This is a genomic window from Bifidobacterium sp. ESL0728 (assembly GCF_029392015.1).
In the GTDB taxonomy this organism is placed as follows: domain Bacteria; phylum Actinomycetota; class Actinomycetes; order Actinomycetales; family Bifidobacteriaceae; genus Bifidobacterium.
The window spans coordinates 2232979-2255305 of sequence record NZ_CP113925.1; the positions used below are offsets into that span (position 1 = coordinate 2232979).

General features: G+C 54.2%; 19 protein-coding genes and 1 pseudogene. 14 read left to right on the plus strand and 6 right to left on the minus strand.

The window, feature by feature from the left end; all coding sequences use genetic code 11:
• Positions 1-15: 15 nt before the first annotated feature.
• From OZX67_RS08410 to upp, 3 genes are all read left to right on the plus strand, one after another.
• Positions 16-1533: an NUDIX hydrolase gene (locus OZX67_RS08410; protein WP_277142534.1), complete on the plus strand. Its 1518-nt coding sequence runs from the start codon at positions 16-18 to the stop codon at positions 1531-1533.
• Positions 1523-2491, plus strand: coding sequence for a hypothetical protein (locus OZX67_RS08415; RefSeq protein WP_277142536.1), 969 nt, complete (start codon positions 1523-1525; stop codon positions 2489-2491). Before OZX67_RS08410 ends, OZX67_RS08415 begins: the two co-directional genes overlap by 11 nt.
• Positions 2492-2746: 255 nt before the next feature.
• Positions 2747-3385 carry a uracil phosphoribosyltransferase gene (gene upp, locus OZX67_RS08420; RefSeq protein WP_277142538.1) on the plus strand — a complete coding sequence of 213 codons (639 nt, stop codon included), beginning with the start codon at positions 2747-2749 and terminating at the stop codon, positions 3383-3385.
• A gap of 252 nt (positions 3386-3637) precedes the next feature.
• On the opposite strand, the gene OZX67_RS08425 is transcribed toward upp, so the two are convergent.
• From OZX67_RS08425 to OZX67_RS08435, 3 genes are all read right to left on the minus strand, one after another.
• Complete coding sequence (locus tag OZX67_RS08425; RefSeq protein WP_277142541.1) at positions 3638-5737, minus strand: AarF/UbiB family protein; 2100 nt, start codon at positions 5735-5737, stop codon at positions 3638-3640.
• Positions 5738-5837: 100 nt separating this feature from the next.
• Positions 5838-6122 (minus strand): phasin family protein, encoded by a 285-nt coding sequence (locus tag OZX67_RS08430; protein ID WP_277142542.1) that lies wholly within the window; start codon positions 6120-6122, stop codon positions 5838-5840.
• 160 nt (positions 6123-6282) lie between these two features.
• The gene (locus OZX67_RS08435) at positions 6283-7323 is read right to left on the minus strand and encodes a LacI family DNA-binding transcriptional regulator (protein WP_277142544.1); all 1041 of its coding nucleotides are present in this window, start codon (positions 7321-7323) and stop codon (positions 6283-6285) included.
• A 436-nt stretch (positions 7324-7759) separates the two neighbouring features.
• Between OZX67_RS08435 and uhpT the strand changes: the two are divergent.
• The 11 genes and pseudogenes from uhpT to OZX67_RS08490 all read left to right on the plus strand — a co-directional run.
• Positions 7760-9088 (plus strand): annotated as a pseudogene (gene uhpT / locus OZX67_RS08440) (hexose-6-phosphate:phosphate antiporter); the annotation flags it as partial.
• Positions 9085-9819: a histidine phosphatase family protein gene (locus OZX67_RS08445; protein WP_277142548.1), complete on the plus strand. Its 735-nt coding sequence runs from the start codon at positions 9085-9087 to the stop codon at positions 9817-9819. The pseudogene uhpT and the gene OZX67_RS08445, both read left to right, overlap by 4 nt.
• A gap of 180 nt (positions 9820-9999) precedes the next feature.
• The gene (locus tag OZX67_RS08450; RefSeq protein WP_277142551.1) at positions 10000-11781 is read left to right on the plus strand and encodes a glycoside hydrolase family 13 protein; all 1782 of its coding nucleotides are present in this window, start codon (positions 10000-10002) and stop codon (positions 11779-11781) included.
• Between the two features lie 166 nt (positions 11782-11947).
• Positions 11948-12676, plus strand: a complete 729-nt coding sequence (locus OZX67_RS08455) for a histidine phosphatase family protein (RefSeq protein ID WP_277142553.1) — start codon at positions 11948-11950, stop codon at positions 12674-12676.
• A gap of 96 nt (positions 12677-12772) precedes the next feature.
• Positions 12773-13096, plus strand: coding sequence for a hypothetical protein (locus OZX67_RS08460; protein ID WP_277142554.1), 324 nt, complete (start codon positions 12773-12775; stop codon positions 13094-13096).
• A gap of 162 nt (positions 13097-13258) precedes the next feature.
• Positions 13259-14374, plus strand: coding sequence for a hypothetical protein (locus OZX67_RS08465; protein WP_277142557.1), 1116 nt, complete (start codon positions 13259-13261; stop codon positions 14372-14374).
• Positions 14375-14570: 196 nt separating this feature from the next.
• Complete coding sequence (locus OZX67_RS08470; protein WP_277142559.1) at positions 14571-14984, plus strand: hypothetical protein; 414 nt, start codon at positions 14571-14573, stop codon at positions 14982-14984.
• A 28-nt stretch (positions 14985-15012) separates the two neighbouring features.
• Positions 15013-15549 carry a hypothetical protein gene (locus OZX67_RS08475; RefSeq protein ID WP_277142561.1) on the plus strand — a complete coding sequence of 179 codons (537 nt, stop codon included), beginning with the start codon at positions 15013-15015 and terminating at the stop codon, positions 15547-15549.
• Positions 15546-16082, plus strand: coding sequence for a hypothetical protein (locus tag OZX67_RS08480; RefSeq protein ID WP_277142562.1), 537 nt, complete (start codon positions 15546-15548; stop codon positions 16080-16082). The genes OZX67_RS08475 and OZX67_RS08480 overlap by 4 nt, the downstream gene beginning before the upstream one ends.
• Before the next feature lie 425 nt (positions 16083-16507).
• Positions 16508-17389 (plus strand): hypothetical protein, encoded by an 882-nt coding sequence (locus OZX67_RS08485; protein WP_277142564.1) that lies wholly within the window; start codon positions 16508-16510, stop codon positions 17387-17389.
• Entirely contained in the window at positions 17379-17942 is a 564-nt protein-coding gene (locus OZX67_RS08490) for a hypothetical protein (protein ID WP_277142566.1), read from the plus strand. Before OZX67_RS08485 ends, OZX67_RS08490 begins: the two co-directional genes overlap by 11 nt.
• Before the next feature lie 259 nt (positions 17943-18201).
• On the opposite strand, the gene OZX67_RS08495 is transcribed toward OZX67_RS08490, so the two are convergent.
• From OZX67_RS08495 to dnaB, 3 genes are all read right to left on the minus strand, one after another.
• Complete coding sequence (locus OZX67_RS08495) at positions 18202-18930, minus strand: glutamine amidotransferase (RefSeq protein ID WP_277145062.1); 729 nt, start codon at positions 18928-18930, stop codon at positions 18202-18204.
• Positions 18931-19172: 242 nt separating this feature from the next.
• Entirely contained in the window at positions 19173-20717 is a 1545-nt protein-coding gene (locus OZX67_RS08500) for a Mur ligase family protein (protein WP_277145064.1), read from the minus strand.
• Between the two features lie 130 nt (positions 20718-20847).
• Positions 20848-22281: a replicative DNA helicase gene (dnaB, locus tag OZX67_RS08505; RefSeq protein ID WP_277142567.1), complete on the minus strand. Its 1434-nt coding sequence runs from the start codon at positions 22279-22281 to the stop codon at positions 20848-20850.
• Positions 22282-22327 lie beyond the last annotated feature (46 nt).

The window sequence follows — 22327 nt, forward strand, 5'->3', positions numbered from 1 at the left end:
AGAAGCGGGCGGTAGATGACCTCTGAGATCAAACCATCACATGTCGTTGAATCGGCAGGGGGCATACCCTACCGCTGGATTGCCGGCGGCATTGCCACCAGCGTTGACGCGCGAGCGGAAAAAGCGAGCAAATTCGCCGAAGCCCGCGCGTCCCACAACTCCAGCAAACGCAAACGGCAGAAGCACAAGCTGCCATTGACGCAAGCCGAGATCCACTTCCGCGCCATCATCACGCAGCTGGAAGTCTGCCTTGTGCATCGCCCGAAATACGACGATTGGAGTTGGCCGAAAGGCAAGCTCGAGGAGCACGAATCCAGTCGTCACGCCGCGATACGTGAGATGGAAGAGGAAACCGGCGTATCGGTGGCGTTGGGTCCGAGTATCGGTGAAGTCGAATATCCGCTTAACAACGAAGGCAAGAATTCGAAGCACTCCAAAACCGGGAGCAAAACCGGGACGATTTACACCAAGCATGTCGTCTATTGGATGGCGCATCCGATTGCACCGGAAATAGCAAAAAGCCGGGAGCAGGCCGTCGGCACCATCAAGCCCGCAAAAACCAGCGAAATTGACGAAGTACGATGGCTGACCATTCCACAAGCTCGCAAGCTGCTTTCCCACCCGCTTGACCGCGATATCCTCGATCAGTTCGTCGACCGTATCCAAGAGGGTGCACTCAAAGCGCAAAAGCTGATTATCGTCCGTCACAGCAAGGCTGTCGCTCGCAAACGCTGGAACGGCACCGACGCGAACCGTCCCATCATTCCCCGTGGTGCGGCAGCAAGTTTCGCGTTGAATCAGGAACTGGGTTGCTACGCGCCCCAGAATCTCGCATCCTCGCCTTGGTTGCGTTGTATGGAAACGTTGGAACCCTATGCTTGGCATACGGGACTTGGAATCACGCAATTGCCGGCGCTGACCGAAGATGCCTTCGCGGCGGATCCCGATGCAGCATGGCAATGCGTCAGTGATATCATCGGCGATCTGTTCACTGAAACCGAGGGAACGTCCGTGGCGAAATGTGCGGTGCGCGCCGCGACGAAGGCCGTGGTCAAGATCAGCGACCGTGCCGAGCAAACGGCAGATGCGCAGTCCGGCAAATCCGAAAACGATAATGCCGACGCCGCAAATGCAAAAGACGACGTAAAGGGTAGTGCCAAAGGCAAGGCCGAAAACGCCCGAATAGCGGCGAAAAAGGCTGTTGCCGAATCGGTTGGTGCGGATGAGAAGGCGGCGGATACTTCGGTTCCCGGCCATCAAGCCAACGATACTGCCCAATCAAGTACGCCGCCTGCACCACCCGCCATGCCAAAACAATACAGCCGGGCTACGGCCATCTGCATGCACCGGCCCGTGATCGGCGGTATTTTCGAGCATCTGCGTGCCATGTGCGCCTCGAAATCGCTGGCCAAACAGCTTATCGCCAAATCGCCTTATATGCCGACAGGTAATGCGGTAGCATTGTTCATCGTGAAAGACGCGGAAGGCCCGCGCATCATCGATATTCAAAGAATGGCTCCAGTTGTCTACTAACCCAGTGCATTACAGTTCAGGTTCCGTCAATTCCGCCCATCCGGGCTTTGCTCCCGCTCGTACCGGCTCCTCGCGTCCGGCTCGTCCTGCCCAGCTCGACCCTGCACTAACCGAAAAAATGGCCGGCGGCATGGACCCCGAGGAAATCAACGAAATGAGCCACGCTTCGGCCCAGGCCATGCTCGACCGCGTGCATCATACCCAAGATCCGCAAATCGTTGAGCGTGTGCTGACGCTGGTCGACCGCGAAGGTGTCGATATCATCGCGGAGCTCTGGAGCAGGTCGGAACCGGATTCCCTGCCCGGCATTCTTTGGCGGCTTTACCTGCTGCGCACCTGGATGCGCAAGAACCAACGGTCGCTGGCGAGTCTGTACCGTATCGCCGAACCTGAGGATACAGCGGCTTCAGCCATCGCAGGCGTCGACACTCCCCCGACCGCCGAAGATATCGTGCATACCGCGGATTCAATACTTTCCGGGGCCTTTACCGGCGATTTTGCCGTCGCGTTGGAACGAGCCTCGGCCTTCATCGATGTGATAGCCCGAGGTCTTGCGATCCGTGCGAAAATGCTGACCAGACAGGCACGCAAAGTTGAGGCGGCAGAAACGGCCCGTCGCGAAGCGCATATGCGCGACCTCCAGCACGAAGTCGAGGCTGCCGAAGCGGCCCAAGCTGCACAACGGGTTGCCGACGAGGCCGCCGATGGCAATAATGCCGACCGTCACAATCACGACCATGATGGCAACAATGCAGCAGCCAATCGATACAACTCGGCCTTGAGCGATGCAGACGCACGTTATCGTGCTGGCAAGGGCCCCGCAAGCTCGGCAGGCCCCGCATCCAACGACCCGCGTACCGTAGCCGCGCGTTTGCTGCACACTGGCAGCAATCTTATGACGACTTCCACGGATTTCCGCCACGGAGCAAGTCTCTGGCGTCAAGGGAAACTCGAGTAACCCGGCGCTTTACAACCAGCCATCTGCACACTTTACGCGCTCGGCGTGTAAACGCAGGACGACCAGTTATACTTGAGTACGCGCTGGACCGTGCTTAAGCCCCGGGCTTCATTTTTTGCCGCTGCGAGCGGCGTTCGCGCCGACAGGCGCTTTCACGGTTCAGCGTTTTACTTTATTTTGCGCGCAATGTTGCGGGTCGGTTACAGATTTCATTTTCGATTTTCAAAAAACCACGGCTGGGCATATCCTAGAAGTATGCAACTTCAAGTTTTGGACCACCCGCTGGTCGAGCATAAACTCACCGTTTTGCGGGATAAAAATACTCCTTCCAACATCTTCCGCGAACTCGTCAGCGAGCTCGTCACCCTCGAAGCCTATGAAGCGACTCGTAACCTCGACGTCGTCGACAAGGAAATCGAGACCCCGATCTGCAAGATGACCGGCAAGCACCTCGCCTCCCCGCGTCCGATGGTGGTGCCGATCCTGCGCGCCGGCCTCGGCATGCTCGACGGCATGACCAAGCTCCTGCCCACCGCCGAGGTCGGCTTCCTCGGCATGCGCCGTGACGAAGACACACTCGACATCATCACCTACGCGAACCGCCTTCCCGAGGATTTGACCGGTCGCCAGGTCTTCCTTTTGGACCCGATGCTCGCCACCGGCGGCACCACCATCGCTGCCACGCACTACCTCATCGAGCGCGGCGCCAAGGACATCACTTCCATCAATATCATCGCCGCTCCCGAAGGTTTGAAGCGCGTCGAAGATACGCTCGACCCCAGCATCAATCTCAAGGTCGTGGTCTGCGGCGTCGATGAGAAACTCAATGAGCACGGCTACATCGTCCCCGGCCTCGGCGACGCCGGCGACCGCCTCTACGGCCTGATTGACTGAGCCGGATCTGACAACCTCCATTTAAATAACATGAGGTTCTTTCCAATTACGTTTGGAAAGAACCTCTTTTGTTGCCAAAGCCATTCACTGCCATAATAATATCTGCAAAATTTTATAAATTAAGTCCGGTTGAATTGTGGATTATATGGTTCAACCCATCGTAAAAATCGTAAGTTGAGCAGCATAATCCACAACTTGCCTCTAAAATGCCAAGTTATTCATTACGACATTTAATCCCTAATCCGATTGAGGCTATTTGCCTTTGGCGGCTTTCTTGGCTTTGCGGCCCTTGAAGTAGATGTCGAAGACGATCCAGACGCTCAGGATGAAGGCGATGACGTAGCCCATGAAGCCGACCACGGGGATGCCGAAAACGATGGGCTTCATACCGGCGTAATACACGATGGACGAGCCGACGAACAAGCCGACCACAATCAGCGCCATCGTCAGGCGATTGGTCATATCGGAAACCTGCTTCAGCGGTTCCTCGCTGCCGACGATCTCCAAGTTCATACGCAACTGGCCACGAGTCAGCATGCGCATGGCGATCTTGCTCTCGGCCAGCGCGTCGAGCGAACCGTGCAGCGCCTTGTTGCCTTCAATGCTCAATGTTTTGGCCTCATCGACCGCGACCTCGTCGAGGCGTTTGCTTCTGGCGGCATGGTTGGTGATGATCTGAATCATGTTGACGTCGGGAATGAACTCGTCCAGCGTGCCTTCGAGCGTGACCATCGCGCGGCTCATCGTGGTGATGGTCGAGGGCACCTCGATGCCGTGCCGCTGGGCGAGATTGGTCAGCGCCATCGCGAATTCGGCGACATTGAGGTCGGCCAGATCGACTTTTCCATATTCCTCCACGATGACGTCAAGATCGCTGAGCAGTTGCGGATAGTCCTCGGAATCAGGCTGAACATCAGCGAACCGCAGCAAGCCATCGGCAAGCGCCGGCGAATCCTGCGCGCCGACGGCGAAAATCATCTGTCGCAACAAACGGCGGGTCTTTCGGTCGAGGCGACCTATCATGCCCAAATCGATCAGGACGATCTTGCCGCCGGAAATGATGACATTGCCCGGGTGCGGATCGGCGTGGAAGAAGCCGTTGTCGAGGATTTGCGCGGCATAATTGTCAACCAGCTTGGTGCCGATCTCTTTCAAGTCGTAGCCCTCGGCGATGAGTTTGTCGGTATGGTTGAGCGAGATGCCCTCGATATAATCCATCACGACGACGTGCTGGGTGCAGAGGTCCATATACGGCTTCGGGCAGTCCATATAGCGGTATTGGTCGCAGAAACGCTTGAATTCGGCGAGATGTTGGGCCTCCTTCAGGAAATCGGTCTCGTCCTCGAACGTGTCCCAAAGTTCCTCGACCACGCCGCCCAGATCGACCACCTGCATGCTGGAACCCATGAATTTCGTAGCGGCTTTGGCCACGGAACGCATGATGGAGACATCCTGCGCCATCGTCTGCCGCACGCCCGGCCGTTGAACTTTGACGGCAACGTCCTCGCCGGTAACCAAGGTGGCGCGATGGACCTGGGCCAGGGAGGCGGAACCGAGCGGTTTGGGGTTGATATCGGTAAAAATCTCGTCCACAGGTCGCCCGTATTCCTGCTCCAACGTTTCGACAACGGTCTGATACGGCATCGGGTCGGCGTCGGCGCGCAGCTTCGCCAGTTCGTCGCAATATTGCTGGGGCAGAATCTCGGAACGCATCGAAAGCATCTGACCGACCTTGACGAAAGTGGGGCCGAGCGCTTCCAGCATCAGCCGCATCTTGCGGGGCGTCAGACCTTTGGTGATGTCGAACTGGCTCATGATACGCAGAATCTGACCAAGGCGCTTGGCCTTTCCGCGCCGAGTCAGATGGTAACGTTGCGCAAACGATTCTCGACGTCGCCCGAACAGGCTGATTTCATCGGTTTCGTCAGTGGTCTTAGGAGTGTTTCCAGAATTCCCAGCGCTTCCATCATTTTCCGTACTGTCGCTTTGCTGGGCGTTTCCGCCTTCTGTAGCGTTATCGCCGCCGGAAGCATTATTCCTGTCAGAATCATTATCATCACTGGGCGTGTTATCGTCTTTAGAAACGTCATCGGACACACTTGCTTTTGAATCGCCATCAGACGGCGACGAGGCTGATTTTGATTCTAGTTGCGTTCTCTCTAATTGCGAAGCGTTATTCGAACCTTTGGTACCCGAGGAGGCTTTCTGCGTTTTCTGCCCCAAAGCGGCTTCAGCAGTATCAGACTTCATAGCTTGGTTCTCAAAGTCGGATTCAGCCGTATCGTCTCCATCTGTCGTCTCATTTTGGGCATAGTTACCTTTCAAAGCGGCATTGCGCACTGTATCGGCCATTGTCACCTGAAATCAAATATCAATGTCGGCATGGCCCGTCCTGTTTTGTGCCGTTGAACCTTTTGGCGCAAAACACCAACAGACGATACCGGTGCCAAAATCACTCGGCTTTGTTGTCGCTTTCATCGGACTTGTCGGTAGCAGGCTTGTCGGCCACCGTCTCATCCTTGGCATTCTCCGACTTCTCCGCCTTCATGTCGTCCTTGACTTCCTGGGCCTTGTGCTTAAGCTCGGTGTTGAGGGTCCTGCCCTGCTCCACCGTCAGCTCGCCTTTCTTGACTAGTCCATCAATGATTTCCTGCCCTTTTTCTGCGGTGGTCGCCATTGCACCGATACCTGCCAGAAATATGGTGCGAAGTCCGTCACCCAGTTTGTAATCAGCCATGATTCCTCTTTCGTTAGCGGTGATAACACGTACTACTATTTTAAGCCTTTACAGTAGAAATAGCCAAGAGACGAATACCAAGCAAAAGAATAACCATGGAAGGGCAAACCATCACTCCCAACAGATAAATCTTGCCATGATTGAATCTAACGACGCGAGCTTATTCCGTATCTTTAACGACAGCAATGGTATCCCGCATCATAAAAATGGGACGTACCGAGGAATGCGGTTCTTCAAGATGATTTCCACGCATCAGCGCCAACATCTTACGGGCAGCCAAACGTGCCATTTCAACAGGATTCTGATGAATCGTCGTCAAGCCGACGATGGGCGCCAATTCATTATCGTCGAATCCGACAACCGACATGTCTTCAGGAACGCGAACACCAAAACGCCTCAGCTGACCTATCAGAGGAACGGCGAAATCATCGGTTTCCACACAAATCGCGGTGGGTTTGGGATGCAACGCAAGCAATCGAGCCACCACGGCTTCAAGCGCATCGTCTTTGGACCGATAATCAGTGGTCTTCCCGACCTCGAAATTATGTACCTCATTCTCCGAGAATCCCTGTTCCAGTGCGGTTTTTATAAACGAGTCCGCACGCATTTGTGCGCTAAGCTGCAAATCACCCGGGGTAGGACAGCCGACGAACGCAATATTGCGATGCCCCATATTTTTCAGAAGACTGACAGCATCGCTCATGGCCTGTCCGTCGTCGATAAGAACCGAAGCGTCAAATCCGTCGACCGTTCGGGAATCCAAACCGACGGAAGGGATGGAAAGCTGTCGAAGAATATCGGACTGGCTGGCGTTGAGATCAATCGAGCAGACCATGATGCCATCGACGTTGACATCCGAAGGCAATCTGTCGAAGAAACCGGAAAGGCGTTGAGAAGTACCGGCAACGACCGGTACCACATCGTAGCCTGCAGGGGAAAGAATTTCGTAGGCACCTTCCAGCACGGAGGAGTCGAACCAGGTATTGACGGCATCGGCCAGCAATAACGAGACACGCATCGTCTTGCCGCTCGCCAGCGAGGACGCGTTCCTGGAGAATTGAAAATGCAAGCGCTTTGATGCCTCTTTCACCCTGAGTCTTGTGGAATCATCAACACGATCTAACCCGCGTAAGGCACGCGATACCGTCGAATCGGAAACACCTGCCTCAAGTGCCACATCATGCATGGTGACTCTGCTCAATTTCCCTCCTAAAACCGCCAAAATTCTTTATTGAGTACGTTTATCCCATTTATCTTACAACCGAAACCTTTCTTTGCAGTATAAAGTCACGAACGGCAAACGCTGTTCCCATATGTGCCATAACGTTTCGAAATATTGCAGGAAACCGCTAAATCGCGAATTAATGATCAATTTGACAAGAGTAGTGCAAGCGCTATTATTAAAAATGTTGGCTTTCTAAAAAGGAATTCAATATAACTATTTATATAAAGTAAACGCGCTTTTATTTAAGTAGTGGTATCGAGCAGAGCAGCGCCTTTTGAAAAATACCGACATCAGTAAATCTAGAGAGAACACAGCACAGGGAGGTCGCATGTCAGGCAATACATTCAATCTTGCTTTTGACAAACATGTACCAAAGATAAATATGCCGGTTTCCGAGTAACGCAAGAAATGGTTCATGGAGTTCATGAAGCCATTCATCATCAGCGTCCTGCTCTATAGCTTCATGTATTTCGTGCGCGATGATTTCAAAGCGGCGCAGCCGTTGCTGAAAACCCAGTTGCACATGACAACCACCGATCTGGGATTGATCGGCACGGCTTTTTCACTGGCCTATGGCATCGGAAAGATCTTTGTCGGCTATCTCGTCACCAACAAAGACAACAAAAAGGCCGCTTCCATCATGCTCATGGCGGCCTCGATAATTGTCGCCTGCTTCGGATTCCTGCTGACCTTCAACAACATACCGCTCGGCTGGCTTCTGGCGTTCTGGGCCATTAACGGCCTACTGCAATGCGGAGCCGGACCTTGCTGTGCGGGTGTTATCATGAACTGGACCACCAAGAAGAACTACGGTCGTTATTACGGTATCTGGAGCGCTTCCCACAACATCGGCGGCGGTCTAGCCGGTATCTTCGCCCTGTGGTGCGCCAACACATTCTTCCACGGCAGCGTAGCTGGCATGTTCATTGCTCCGGCAGTCGTCGCCTTCATCATGGGCGTCATCTGCTTCACCGCCGGCAAGAACCGTCCTGAAGACCTCGGTTGGGAATCCGTCGAAACGATTTTCAACGAGCCTCCGAAGGAAGAGGACGTCTCTTCCGAAGGCGAGTCCACCTGGACCATCTTTAGCAAGTATCTTATCAAGAACCCGCTGGTATGGCTCCTTTGCTTCTCGGACGTCTTCGCCTACCTTATGCGTACCGGCGTCGACAACTGGTCTTCCCTGCGTCTTACCGAGCAGCTTGGTTTCAGCACGGACGTCGGCGCCCAGGCCATTTTCTACTTCGGTGTCGGTTCGATGATCGGCTGCATCTCCTGGGGAGCCATCTCTGACGCCCTCAAGGGACGCCCCGCTTTGGTATCGGTAATCTGCCTCGCTACTTTGAACATCCCGATGGTCTTCTACCAGCGCGGCACCACGCCGACAGCGGTTTTGGTAGCCATCTTCTTCGTCGGCTTCTTCGCTTTCGGCCCGCAGGTCCTTATCGGCATCTCCATGCTCAACCAAGTGCCTAAAAAGGCCGCAGCACTCGCAGGCGGTTGGATCGGCGCATTCGCCTATCTGCTTGGTGACTCCACAGCCAAGACCCTATTGGCCAAGATCGCCGATTCCGCAGCCAGCGGCGTCAATATCTTCGGTCACGTTCTGCACGGCTGGAACGATACGTTCATGGTCATTTACATCGCCATCGGCTGCGCGTTGGTCATTCAAATCATCGTCGCAATCGCCGAAGAGAAGAAGATTCGCGCGGCACGCAAGCCCGAGGTTCAGGCACAATGAGCGAGACCAACAACACAGAACCGGTGACCATCTACCTGGCCCGTCACACGAAAACCACTTCCAACGCCATGGGCCGTATGCAGGGTTGGTCGGATTTCCCGGTGACGCGCGAAGGGCGAGAAATCATCCACTGTTTCGGACGCGGGCTGAAAGGCATCACCTTCAAAGCCGCATGGTGCGGCACCTTGCAGCGCCATTACGAAACAGCGCGCGGCGCACTTGACTACTCCGGCAACGAATCCGTGTCCATCACCCGCGACGCGGACCTTCGCGAGGCCAATTTCGGCAGCTTCGAAGGACGCGACATTAACACATCCGTGCAAGCTGCGATGGAAGAGCTCGGATACGCCTCACTGCAAGCAGCCCTGGATACCATCGGCACCAAGGCCAACCTGGATCTGCAGGACGGCCTGCACGCCCTCGATCAGCGCAATGTGCTCGACACCGACCTTGATGACGAGGACCGCGCGGAAAGCTCGAAGCAGATTCAGGACCGCATGTTCGCGGCCATGACCCGCATCGGGCAATCTGCGCTTGCACAGGGCGGCGGCAACATCCTGGTTGTCAGCTCGGGCCTGAGCTTGCGCGAGTTCCTCTTCCGTATCGATTCGGAAGTCGACCTCTCCGACCAAGGCAACACCGCGACCACCAAGTTGCGCTATGCTAACGGACGCTTCACTATCATCGGCCCTGTAGGTTCAACGCAATATTATGAACGCGGCCGCGAATAATAGCAAATAATAGTTGACAAAATATAATGATGGTTGGTTGCGAATGTTGGTTTCGACGTAACCAACCATCCCATGTGCGGGCTCATATTCCACCATGGACCCTACCTCCGGAATACGGGCTCACACATGGTCACGGACCATCGAATAACCGAGAAACACGAAAACAAAATAAGGAGCAGAATGTCATCCGTCAGCCAGAAGGCAAAAGCCGCATCCGATTCCACAGACATTTCGGAAAACCTTTGGTGGAAGCAGGCGGTAGTCTATCAGATCTATCCCAGAAGCTTCAAGGATTCAACCGGTTCGGGCCTGGGCGACCTCAAAGGCATTACCGGCAAAATGGGCTATCTGAAAGCCCTTGGCGTCGACGCGGTGTGGCTTTCGCCCTTCTATCCCTCCGAACTGGCCGACGGCGGCTACGACGTTGAGGATTACCGCAATGTCGACCCGCGTCTGGGCACCATGGATGATTTCGACGCAATGGTCGCCGCAGCGCACAAAGCCGGTATCAAGATAGTCGTCGACATCGTCCCGAACCATTCCTCCCGTCTGCACCAGTGGTTCCAGGAAGCGCTGAAATCCGAGCCCGGCTCCCCCGCCCGCAACCGCTATATCTTCCGCGATGGCAAGGGCCCCAATGGCGACGAGCCACCGACCAAGTGGATTGCCAACTTTGGCGGCTCGGCATGGACCCGCGTGCCTGACGGTCAGTGGTATCTGCATCTTTTCGCCAAGGAACAGCCCGACTTCAACTGGGACAACCGCGAGGTCCGCGACGACTTTTTGAAGACGCTGAAATTCTGGTGCGATCACGGCACCGATGGCTTCCGCGTGGATGTGGCCGAAGGCCTTGCCAAGGATCTCGACCGCGATGACCTCGACAATTATGACGTCGACGCCATGCACATCACCATCGAGGACGGCAGCCACCCGGTCTACGACCGCGACGAGGTTCACGAAATCTTCCGCGAATGGCGCCACGAGGTCTTCGACAAGTACACGCCCGCCCGCTTTGCCGTTGCCGAGGCCTGGGTGCCGGCTTCGCGTCAGTATCTCTACGCCCGCCCGGACGAGCTCGGCCAAGTCTTCAACTTCAAGTTCGCCGAATGCAACTGGCTGCGCGACGAAATGCACGAGGCCATCGAGGACGGCATCGCCTCGGCGGAACGCACCAACGGTTCCACCTCCACCTGGGTGATGGGCAACCACGACGTGCCCCGCAGCGCTTCACGTTATGCGCTGCCGCAGATCAAGACCGACAACGGCCTCTACCATGCCGTGGCCAACGACTGGCTGCTGCGCAACGGCACCACCTACCACGAAAACCGTGAGTTGGGCACCAAGCGCGCCCGCGCCGCGGTGATGCTAGAAATGGCGCTGCCGGGCTCGGCATACGTGTATCAGGGCGAGGAACTCGGGCTTTTCGAAGTTGCCGACATCCCGTGGGACGAGCTCGAGGACCCGTGGGCCTTCGGCACCCGTCGAGACCTCACCAAGAAGGGCCGCGACGGTTGCCGCGTGCCGCTTCCGTGGCAGTCCGACGGCAAGGACGATTCCTTTGGTTTCTCACCGGCCAAGCAAGCCGACGGCAGCAATGCCGAGAAGCCACATCTGCCGCAGCCAGCATGGTTCTCGGACTATGCGGTGGACGGCGAAGAGGCCAATGACGATTCCATGCTCTCGCATTATCGCCGCGTGCTGAAGCTGCGCCACGAACTGCAGACGCCGGACACTTCCCTGAACTGGCTCGACGACTATGACCACCAGACCGACGCCCACGACGGTGCCGACGGCAATCTCGGCGGTTCCATCGCCTACAGGCGCGCCAACGGCTGGGCGAATATCACCAATTTCAGCGCCACGCCGATGGCTCTGCCCCAAGGCGAAGTGCTGCTGAGCTCCAGCCCGCTGACCGCAGACGGCAAGCTGCCGCAAGACACTTCGGTGTGGATGAAACTTTAAATAATCCCGTCTTTATCAAAGCTCGCACCGACTGCCCTTTGCCTCCCTGCCCTTTGCCTCCCTGCCCTTTGCCTCCCTGCACCTTGGTATCCGCTATCCGTACCAACCAAAATCACCCCTGCGTATAGCCTTGAAGTAGTAGGCAGCGAAGGAAGAGCAAAGGGCAATGAAACCGACAATCATCTATCTGGCCAGGCATACCGAAACGACTTCAAACACCATGGGACTCATGCAGGGTTGGTCGGATTTCCCGGTGACGGAGCACGGACGGGAAATCATCAAGTGCTTCGGACTCGGTCTCAAAGGCATCACATTCAATGCTGCCTATTCCGGTTCCCTGCCACGCCACTACCAGACCGCTCAGGGCGCGCTTGATTACTCTGGCAACGGAAACGTCAAGCTCGTCCGTGACCCCGACCTGCGCGAGGACAATTTCGGCAGCTTTGAGGGACGGTCTGGCAAAGAGACAAATCTGGCCGGAGCCAATTATCTAGGCTATCCGACGCTCGAAGCCGGCCTTGCCGATCGCGGCACCACAATCAATCTGGACATCCAAGATGCCTGGCACGACTTGGACGCAAAGAACGTGCTCCATACCAACCTTGACGCCAGTGTTCGTGCGGAAAGTTCGGCTGACGTGCGCAAGCGCATGAAGCGCGCGATGACCAAAATCGGCGAGGCGGAAGCAAAGCGCGGCGGCGGCAACGTATTGGTCATCAGCTCCGGGCTGAGCATCCGCCAGTTCCTCTTCACGCTCGACCAGACGCTTGATTTCACCGGCCCGAACAACACGGCGACCACCAAATTACAATACGAAAACGGGACTTTCAGCATCGTCGGCCCGGTCGCCTCGATGGAATACTACCAGCGCGGCAAAGCCAGCCTTTCGGATTGATGCAATCATCCCAACAATCGAATACGGCAAGATTGATTATTATATAATAATATAAAATATTAGTATAGATAATTTGGCTATCTTGGGGAGGCCACGATGCCGTATTCGGACAACCTGCGCGCCGATATAGGACGCACGGATCGACACATCTCCGACTTGTCGGATCAACTCAATGCCACCAAGAAGAACCTCGACCGCCTACGCGAACTGCTCTCTTATATCAACGCCAAGCAGAACAACTTTCTAAACGAACAGGGAAGGCGCCAAAGCAGCTTCAACAAAATCTGGCAGAACTGCGCCAACTGCTACTCCGCGGTCGGCTACAGCAATGTTATGGGCGACATCCTATTCGGCAACGCACCCAACAATGTGGCGGGAGCGTATTCCGAAGGTATACAGAGCGTGAAGCAGTGTTTTTGACAACCTCGTGTCAGAAGCAATTACATTTTTCCAACAGGCACTTGACGACTACGTGAAAGCGGACGAAGATAACGCCAAGTCCATTGAGAACTCACTGGACCGCTCACCGGTCCCGGCACCCAAACAAAACAAATAAGGTTCTAAAGCAAGGCAGCGAAAACCATGACAAAACGAGACTTCACGGATGCGGCCAAAGAAAGGCTGCTGGGAATAGTCAATGAGGTTGCAGGGCAAGACAACTATCCCGGAGGGCAGTTTGGGGACTGGGTGGCCGACAGGTGGTACGGGTTGGAACACTATCTCAATGGCTTTGATATGGGTTCGACCCTTGCTTCCGAAAACACGTATTACCGCAAAGTCATCGACATGAACAACATGTCGGCGCAGAAAATCAACCAAATCTGGGCTAATGTCAACGACGTCAATATCCAACACAGCTCGCGCCTTGCTGCGATTCTTTCCTCATTGGAGGACCTGACCCAGCAGACGAGGAATCTCACCGACACCATCAATCCTTCAACCGGCAAATTCAACACCTCTTACATCAACTCCAAGCTCAAAGACGGCATCAACGACTACACGGCGGAAGCTGCACTGCTGAAGAAACTCGTTGAAAAAGGGCTCACCGAAAAAGACCTTCACGGGAAATCACCGGAAGAACTCGCTAAATGGCTCGGACCTTTCGCCCGCGCATTCGCAAAAATCGCGCCAGGTGTGTCAATCGGTCAAGACAGATACATTCCTATTGGGAAAAACATAGGTATAATCATCGGCAACAGCACAAGTACCAGCGGAAAAGGCCCGCTTCACATTGACTTCACCGGTACCATCAAAGGCAACAGCTCGGAAATCGAACTCATGGCATTCGCTGATCTCGAGCATGATGGATGGGAATACAAACAATCATTTTCTGGCCAAAAAATCGAATATTCCTGGTCTAAAAAGAATGGTAATCACTCCGATAAAATCACCGTGAAAACCGATCGATTCGGGAAATCACTTGATATTGATTATGAGTCTGGAACCGAGATTGAAAATGAAGGAAGTGTGGCTACACATGTGGGATTGAACATTCTTAAGCACAACGATTGGAAACCACTCAATCCTCATCCCGTAGAACCACAAAAACCGCCCATTGCCACTATCAGAAAAGGATGGAACAAAATACCCAAGCCAATACGGGTAATAGCGAAATCAATACTTGAAATTGGCAAGAAATACTTAGAAAAAAGATTTCACATACCTTCAAAGATTCCTAAAATGCAGAAAGCGGCCTGAAATGCGAAAGTTGAAAAAAATACCAACCTTCGTTATTCCATTGATTTGTCTATTGATCATCTTCGCAACAACAGGATGCACACAAACTCATCCCAAACCTGTCCTAAAGCCGGCGACACAGAAAATCATTTACCCTGTTAACTTCGTAAAAAATTTCACAGGCAACGATGAAACCTCAAAGCATTATGCGAACAGTATGAAACAACGACTAGTGCCTAAAGACTATATGGATGTCTATGCCGAAAAGAACGGCGACATCGTCATCGTGGTCACCAAGAAACAGCTCAATAAGCTCATCAAGGAAAACGACGACTATATCAAACACAGCCTCGACGAGTTCCACCGCGAGGAACCGGAATACAAGCAGGAGGCCTCCGCCGACGGCCGGGAACAAACCATCTGGCTCGACCGCAACATCCATCCCCTCGTCGAATCCAATATCGCCACCACCATGCCCCAATGTTACGGACTCAACTACTACCTCAAAGGCGGCACCGGCGACTGGGACATGCAGATCACCTTCCGCAACTGCCACACCAACCAGCTCATCCACCAATACATGTGGTCGCAAGGATGGGACGGCTACACCACCGACATTTTCGGCTACTGAAACACTGAATCAGACACAAGGAGAACCATTGCGCGCCGAGACCTTATTTAACGACACTTTCTCAGTAGAACTCCCTGACGAATTCACCGCTAAAATCGTCGGAACACAAGATAACGAAAACGACTCATCCAACGACGAAAGCATTGTCCCTGCACATCCGTTTTTCAGCGTGCCAGAGGACGAAGACACCTCCATCGAATTCGTTCCGGGAGAAGAGATATGGGATGACGACACTCTAACTGAACGATTGGGCGGGTATGCAGAGACAATCGACCGGACCCACGCCGGAGTCGACAACCTTGAATTCGCAATACGAGAAGGCCGGCCTCAAACCCAAAACCATCCATTAGGGCTCATCACATACACCTACAAAACATTGGATGCCAACTATTCCGCAATCTTCGTGCTTGCTCCTTTAAACGGAAAAGATCTCTGCATTTTCATGGACTGCACCTATGACAACGCCTTCGTTCGCTCCGACCAGTTCATGGACATCGCCGAATCCATCACCATTAACAAGGAAACCGACACAGACACAACAAACAGGAATGAAAACCGAATATGAGCCAATTAGTTAATATCTTCGATAACGCTGCAACCATGGAGATACCGGACGATTTCAAGTGCATTCCACCACTAAAGACACCAATCAGGAAAAGAAGCGACATCCGCCAGATCAAAAAGAAACCACAAATGTGGCGCAGGCTGTTCCACGTAACATACAACGATTCTCCCCGCACTTACTTTTATAATCCGAGCAAACCCGACACACGCATTGTTTGCTCGGATTCGACCAGCACTCCATGGTCTTCTGATTTAGCTCAAACCGCTAAAATCTTAGAAAACGCAGTATACACAACCTATAAAAACCCATCCGCTGTCAAAGCCGTCATTCACCACGACAAAAACGGCGAACCACTGGCTGCCATAACCTATAGTCTGGCGGTTGAGACCGGAATATGGTATGTCTTGGCGATCAGCTTGCCGATTCGCGGACACATGGACGGCATAACAATGAAATGCACAGCCGAAGATGCTGAAATCAGGTGGAACCAGTTTCTGGCAGTCGCGGACTCCATCACGATTCTCGAACCTTGATACTGGCTCGTTGCAGCCACGTTCTTATGGCTTTGCGGTTGCTGCCATGAGTAGTTTTCTTATATCCGATATTGACTCACTTATACCAGCATTCAGCCGATGTGTCACGCTTTTATATTTGACTTATTAAATTGGCAGAGCCAAAGAAGACTCTACCAATACGCCGAAAGCAGAAATAAGTGAGTTATTCAGATATTTCTCCCAATCGTATTTTTAATATCAAATTTTCAGCTTACGTATCGAACTCAATCTGTTCGTTGAGCATGGAGCTTTCATGAGTTTACATTGCTCTTATAAATGTTTTTACATGTTGTTACATATTGCCGCAAATTCGTATTGTCTATGATTCTTTAACCATGCTTCCAACGAAGCGAACGATGATACATTTATAGACATCGAACGTACCGCTTATGAAGGGAGAACCGATGAATAAGGCAACAACAAGCCCAGCACCATACGATTGGCGTAAAACCCGTAAAGCCATTCTTGACAGGTCTCATCGTAAGTTCGTCCCCATTTCCCACGCCTTCATTCAAGCCCCAAAGGGCAGTAAGTCCAGGAAAGGCCCACTCGCGTCTTTGGTATCTAGCGGAAATGTGAGGCTACTCAATGCCTACCTGCTTATCGTAGCCATCACCAGCCACGTTGACCCAAACGGAGAATGGACAACCGCTCTCCCATTGCAAACCTGGGCACGTATATTCGGACTAAACATGGTCAAAGATCCAGCCTCAGAATCAGGTGGCAGACAAGCCGTAACCGTGGAATCAGGGAAAACCGCCACAACTCGCATTTTCCGCAGGCTGAAGGAACTGAAACTTATCGAGACCGAACGCATCGGCAAAGGACAAAACCGAGCTGTTAAGATACGGCTGCTGCGTGAAGATGGTTCCGGCGCCCCCTACACCCGACCGGAAAGGAGCTACATCCGTCTTTCTTATGCATTGTGGCCGAATGATGGTAAAAGCAATCAGACAGGCACACAACAAACGCAGAACGTCATCGAAAACATTAAGATGCCAGGACTGGCGATGTTGCTGGTTTTTTTAAAGGAAAAGCAACCGTGCCAACTACCCATCGAACACATGCCCGAGTGGTATGGCTGGTCATCAGACACAGCGCAACGCGGCATCAATGAACTCATCCATCTCGGCATACTCGGAAAAACACAGAAAATCATTGAAAGACCATTGAGCCCCACAGGGTATACGAAAGTCAATGAGTACACCATTTTGCCGCCATTCGACAAGCCATCGATTGATAAGGCTCAATCATCCAACGCCAAGGAGAAGCATCATGTGCAATAAGCATTATGCATGGGGAGATGAAAGCGTTCGCGTCCAAGGTCCCGGCTCTTCGCAATACCTCATCGGCGTGTGTCTCTGCGACAAAAGCGAGTCGGACATACGCGCGGCCTTCAAAGATGCCCACCTTATTCAAGGCCCCAAGGTTCATTGGCGCGATATGAATGTAAGCGAACGGAAACGTTCAATCAAACTCATCAACAGCATGCATTTTACAAATCTGGTTGTTTCCGCGGGACCTATTACAGGCGCAATGAGGCCAGAACGCGCGCGGAGAAAATGCTTGGAAAAACTTATTCCTGCACTTGAGCACGACTACGGCATCACTCATCTCCGCATGGAAGCGAGGTCCAGCAAACAGGACATGGAAGAGATGGCGTTTATGCAGCATTTGCATGAGCGTGGTTTTCTGGACACGCTAAGATACAAATTACTTCCCGGATCGCAGGATGCACGTCTTTGGATACCCGACCAAATCCTAGGCGCGATTGGTGGCATTGACGCCGGAATTACCATGCCAATTGAAAACGTCAAACGGGATTCAATAGAGCTATAATGCATTTTCTCTATTGCAGAAAAAGAAATTTTCTTCTATACTTTATGTATAGCCTACCCTTAAGGGGGCAAGGAAGTGGAAGCCGGATTCCCTGTGTTTCATGGGGCCCGGCTTCCGCGCTTTTCAGCTTTGCTGGCTCTATCCCAAATAAAACGACAGCCTCTGCCCACATTATCTTGTAGCTAAATCCCCCTACTCTACATGCACGCGGCATACGCTTTAACTTCTATATCTGTGCAAAAACGCACAGATGCTTCCCTTACCGTGGCCTTGATGAGGCGACGCGACGGGCGTTGGCGGCCAGGGCATCGATGTGGGCGAGCTCGGCTTTTTGCGACTCGCTTTGCTGCGGCTGGAAATCGCCGTAGCGATGGGTTGCGGCGGCACGGATAAGGAAGTCAGAAACCTCGGGGTTCTTGGGCAGGAGCGGGCCGTGCATATAGGTGCCGATGACGTTGTGCACTCGAGCGCCTTCCGTCATGTCTTTGCCGTTGTTGCCCCAGCCCTCGTGGTCGACGTGGCCGAACGGCTGCACGCCTTCGCGCAGGAAGGTTTGGCCGGAATGGTTCTCGTAGCCGATGACGTCGCCGAACCGGTCGGAATGTTCGAGCAAGTTGCCGATCATGCGGGTTTCGCGCCCTTCGGTATAGACGCCGAAAATGCCGATACCTTCAAGTTTCGTGCCGTCGATGGTCTCGAAATACTCGCCGAACAGTTGGTACATGCCGCAGATCATGAGCATCGGCACGTCCTCTTCGGCCAGTTTTCGCAGGATATCCGCCCGCTTGAAGAAATCTTCGGAAATCTTCTTCTGGCCGTTGTCCTGCCCGCCGCCGCCGAGAATCATGTCGACATGTTCCGGCCATGGGTCGCCCTGATTGTAGGTGTGGATGACCGGCTCGTAGCCGTAGAGCGCAAGCCGACGCTTGACCGTCAAGACGTTGCCCCAGTCGCCGTAGATGTTCATATCCTTTGGATAAATGGACATGACATCGATCGGGCGAGCGGTCGAAGAAGATCGCACATCATCCTGATTGGTCTGAGATACATCTGCTGTTACGCCAGCGCCAACGGACATGGTATCCATATCATCACTCATGCCAATCTCCCCTCAGATAATGCCAGCGCCATCATTTTTCTTTGGATAAGTATCTGCTTACGAAATTTCGTTGACCGGTTGTCACACCCGCAAGCAGATATATTCGTTGCAGCCATCAGTGCCATCGTCTTCTACTTCCCCACCCCGGCGTCGGCGACTTTGGCGTATTTGCCAAGCTCCGAACGTACCTTGAGCATTGCGGTATACGTGCAATAGATATGTTTCGGCGTGCCGGGATTAGCCGTGACGAACGAACGCACGGCCTCCTCGATGTCCGTGTCCGTTTGCACGACTTTGACGCCTTCGTATTCAAGCCTTAACGCCATATCCCAAGCGCGAACGCCCGAAACCATCTTCACACCCGTGCCACGCAGCGAAGTGAAATCGACATCCCACAGCCAGCTCATATCACGCCCGTCGGCATATTCATCATTAATGACAATCATCGTATCGTGACCAGCAGGCGCGAAACTCGCCAGCGACATTCTGAAGCCCATCGGATTCTTCACCAAAAGCAGCTCGACCGGTGCCTCGTCAACAGTGATGACCTCGCCGCGACCGAACGCCGGAGTTACGTGCGAAAGCGCGCGCATCAACCGTTCATCGCGCGCCCTTGGCAACGTCGTGTCGACGTTCTCAATCTGCTCGCTGGCCGCACGAACCACCGCGAGCGCCGCAGCCGCGTTGAACAGGTTGTAGGCCCCCTCAAGCTGAACCTTGGTCTCGAATTCGGCATCGTCCATCACGAATTCCGCCTCATGGTCGCCCACACGGTTCAGCACCACGTCCGCGAGCCGCCGCGATGCCAATGAATCAGTCATCGCCGAGGAAGCAGAGACGGTCTCCCGCGCATCGAGCTTGGGGATGATCCTGTCGCCTGCGGAATCGAATACATCATGCGAAGTCGTCGTATCGACTTGCGAGTCAGACCCGGCGACGGCGGGCGCGACGGCGCTGGCCAAGGCCGTGTTCACGCCTTCCACTTTCGCGGCGGCTTTTTCGGCAGCCGACAAATCCCCGGCATGCATGTCATCATCGGATGGGAACAGCTTGCGTAATTCGTCGGAAAGCCCGAAATACCTTACCTGCGTACCCTGCGGCACGACGTTCGCAAGCGCCGCAATGCGACGGTCCTCGCGGTTCAAAACAACAGTTCCGGTCGTAGCCTGCGCAACATGGCTCAGCAAGCGAGCGGTGTTGTCGATTTCGCCGAAACGGTCGAGCTGGTCGCGCATGACGTTCAGAAGCAAGGAATAACGTGGCTTGACCTGGTGGACGAAATGCACCGCGTAGGCCTCGTCAAGCTCCAGCACCGCAATATCGGCGTCGAGCTTGCCGGAAGCCGAAACTTCGGTGAGCAACGCCGAGACGACGCCGCGTGTGAAGTTGGAACCGGTGGGGTTGGTGAATACCTTGAGATTGAGGTCTTCCAAAATCGACGCAACCATGCGCGTGGTCGTGGTCTTGCCGTTGGTGCCGGAAACCAAGACGACCCCATAGCGCAACTGGCCGAGCGTGCGCGCCAAAAAGCCGGGGTCAATCATCTCGACCACCTTGCCTGGGAACGCGCTACCGCCGTGATGCAGCAGGCGGGAAAGGCCTCGGACCGCTTTGCCGATAGTCGGCGTAGCGAAGGCGTTCCACGGCTTGCGCGGTGAAGAAGTCTTGTCCGTCATGTCGCGTTCCTTATCGCCGGCACTGTCGGCCGTGCTGATGTTGTCGGTATTTGGAGTGTTCATCATTCACCGATCTTGCATAAACGCTGATCTAATAATTCCTTGAAGACGCATGGCGATGTATCCTGCATCAGACCCCCTGGTTGGGATCCTGCGGCATATCGCGGAAACGGGAATACTCACCTTGGAAGGCAAGCGGGAACGTACCGGTTTTGCCGTTGCGGTGCTTGGCGAGGATGATATCAGCTTCGCCCGGCCGGTCCTCTTCATTGTAGAAATCGGGACGGTGGACGAGGAAGACCACGTCGGCGTCCTGCTCGATGGAACCGGATTCACGCAGATCGGCGAGCTGCGGCTTCTTGTCGTTACGCATTTCGGGTCCGCGGTTGAGCTGGGAAAGCGCGACCACGGGCACCTCAAGTTCCTTGGCCAGAAGCTTCAGCGCACGCGAGAAGCCGGAAACCTCCTGCTGACGGCTTTCCTCCTGCTTGCCGGAACTCATGAGCTGCAGGTAGTCGATGATGACCAGTTTGAGGTCGTTGGTCTGCTTCAGGCGGCGGCACTTCGCACGGATTTCCATCAGGCTCATGTTCGGGCTGTCGTCCAGGAAGAGCGGCGCATTCTGCATGGCCGTCCAGAAATCATTGAGCGTGTTCCAACGCTCCGGGGTCAGGCTGTCGTTGTCCGCGCGACGCAAGGCGACCAGCGGGATACCGGTTTCGGCGGAGATGATACGTTGCGCGAGCTCGGTTTTGCTCATCTCGAGCGAGAAGATGACGGTGGTCAGATTGTTGTGCAACGCGGCCGAACGCGCGAAATCCACGCCGAGCGTGGACTTACCCATCGCCGGTCGGCCCGCGACCACGATCATCTGGCCAGGCTGCAGACCCTGCGTCTCGTCGTCAATGCCTTTGAAACCTGTGGGCACGCCTTTTTCGATGGTACCGTTCTGCAGGGCGTCAAGCTGATCAAGCGCGTCGTGGACCACCGGGCCGATGGCCTCATAATCCTGCCGTACCTTGCCGACACTCATCTCGTAGACCTCGGACTGGGCCAGGTTCACCACGTCCTCGGCCTGCGAGCCTTCCGCAGAGTAGCCGAGCTGTGCGATTTTCGTTCCGGCGGCGATGACATTTCGGAGGATAGCGCGCTGATGGACGATTTCGGCGTAATACGTAGCGTTTGCAGCCGTGGGCACGGAGGCCACAAGGCTGTGCAGGTAATCGGCACCGCCCACTTTTTCGAGGTTGCCGTCTTTCAGGAGCGCGTTGGCGACGAGCACCGCATCAACGGGCTCTGAGGCAGAGAACAGCGTGATGATAGCCTCATAGATGGTCTGGTGTTTGGGCTGGTAGAAATCCGAGACGTCAATGAGCTGCGAGACCTCGCCGATGGCATCCTTACTCATCAGCATGCCGCCCAAAACGGCCATTTCCGCGTCATCGTCGTGGGGTGGGATCCGGTCAAACAACGTTGCGTTGTTCGCCGAAGTGTCAGCGCTGAAGTTCCCTGAATTGTAATCGCTGCCCGTACGCGTTGAGTCCCAAGATTTTCCGTCTGCCATGCCGTCAAGCTTAACCAAATCACCGTAAAAAATCAGCGTTTTGCGC

Excerpts from the sequence above, each read along its gene's own strand:
- OZX67_RS08410 (WP_277142534.1), top strand. The coding sequence starts at position 16 with ATGACCTCTGAGATCAAACCATCACATGTCGTTGAATCGGCAGGGGGC.
- upp (WP_277142538.1), top strand. The coding sequence starts at position 2,747 with ATGCAACTTCAAGTTTTGGACCACCCGCTGGTCGAGCATAAACTCACC.
- OZX67_RS08425 (WP_277142541.1), bottom strand. The coding sequence starts at position 5,737 with ATGGCCGATACAGTGCGCAATGCCGCTTTGAAAGGTAACTATGCCCAA.
- OZX67_RS08430 (WP_277142542.1), bottom strand. The coding sequence starts at position 6,122 with ATGGCTGATTACAAACTGGGTGACGGACTTCGCACCATATTTCTGGCA.
- OZX67_RS08445 (WP_277142548.1), top strand. The coding sequence starts at position 9,085 with ATGAGCGAGACCAACAACACAGAACCGGTGACCATCTACCTGGCCCGT.
- OZX67_RS08450 (WP_277142551.1), top strand. The coding sequence starts at position 10,000 with ATGTCATCCGTCAGCCAGAAGGCAAAAGCCGCATCCGATTCCACAGAC.
- OZX67_RS08455 (WP_277142553.1), top strand. The coding sequence starts at position 11,948 with ATGAAACCGACAATCATCTATCTGGCCAGGCATACCGAAACGACTTCA.
- OZX67_RS08460 (WP_277142554.1), top strand. The coding sequence starts at position 12,773 with ATGCCGTATTCGGACAACCTGCGCGCCGATATAGGACGCACGGATCGA.
- OZX67_RS08465 (WP_277142557.1), top strand. The coding sequence starts at position 13,259 with ATGACAAAACGAGACTTCACGGATGCGGCCAAAGAAAGGCTGCTGGGA.
- OZX67_RS08470 (WP_277142559.1), top strand. The coding sequence starts at position 14,571 with ATGAAACAACGACTAGTGCCTAAAGACTATATGGATGTCTATGCCGAA.
- OZX67_RS08480 (WP_277142562.1), top strand. The coding sequence starts at position 15,546 with ATGAGCCAATTAGTTAATATCTTCGATAACGCTGCAACCATGGAGATA.
- OZX67_RS08485 (WP_277142564.1), top strand. The coding sequence starts at position 16,508 with ATGAATAAGGCAACAACAAGCCCAGCACCATACGATTGGCGTAAAACC.
- OZX67_RS08490 (WP_277142566.1), top strand. The coding sequence starts at position 17,379 with ATGTGCAATAAGCATTATGCATGGGGAGATGAAAGCGTTCGCGTCCAA.
- OZX67_RS08495 (WP_277145062.1), bottom strand. The coding sequence starts at position 18,930 with ATGTCCATTTATCCAAAGGATATGAACATCTACGGCGACTGGGGCAAC.
- OZX67_RS08500 (WP_277145064.1), bottom strand. The coding sequence starts at position 20,717 with ATGACGGACAAGACTTCTTCACCGCGCAAGCCGTGGAACGCCTTCGCT.
- dnaB (WP_277142567.1), bottom strand. The coding sequence starts at position 22,281 with ATGGCAGACGGAAAATCTTGGGACTCAACGCGTACGGGCAGCGATTAC.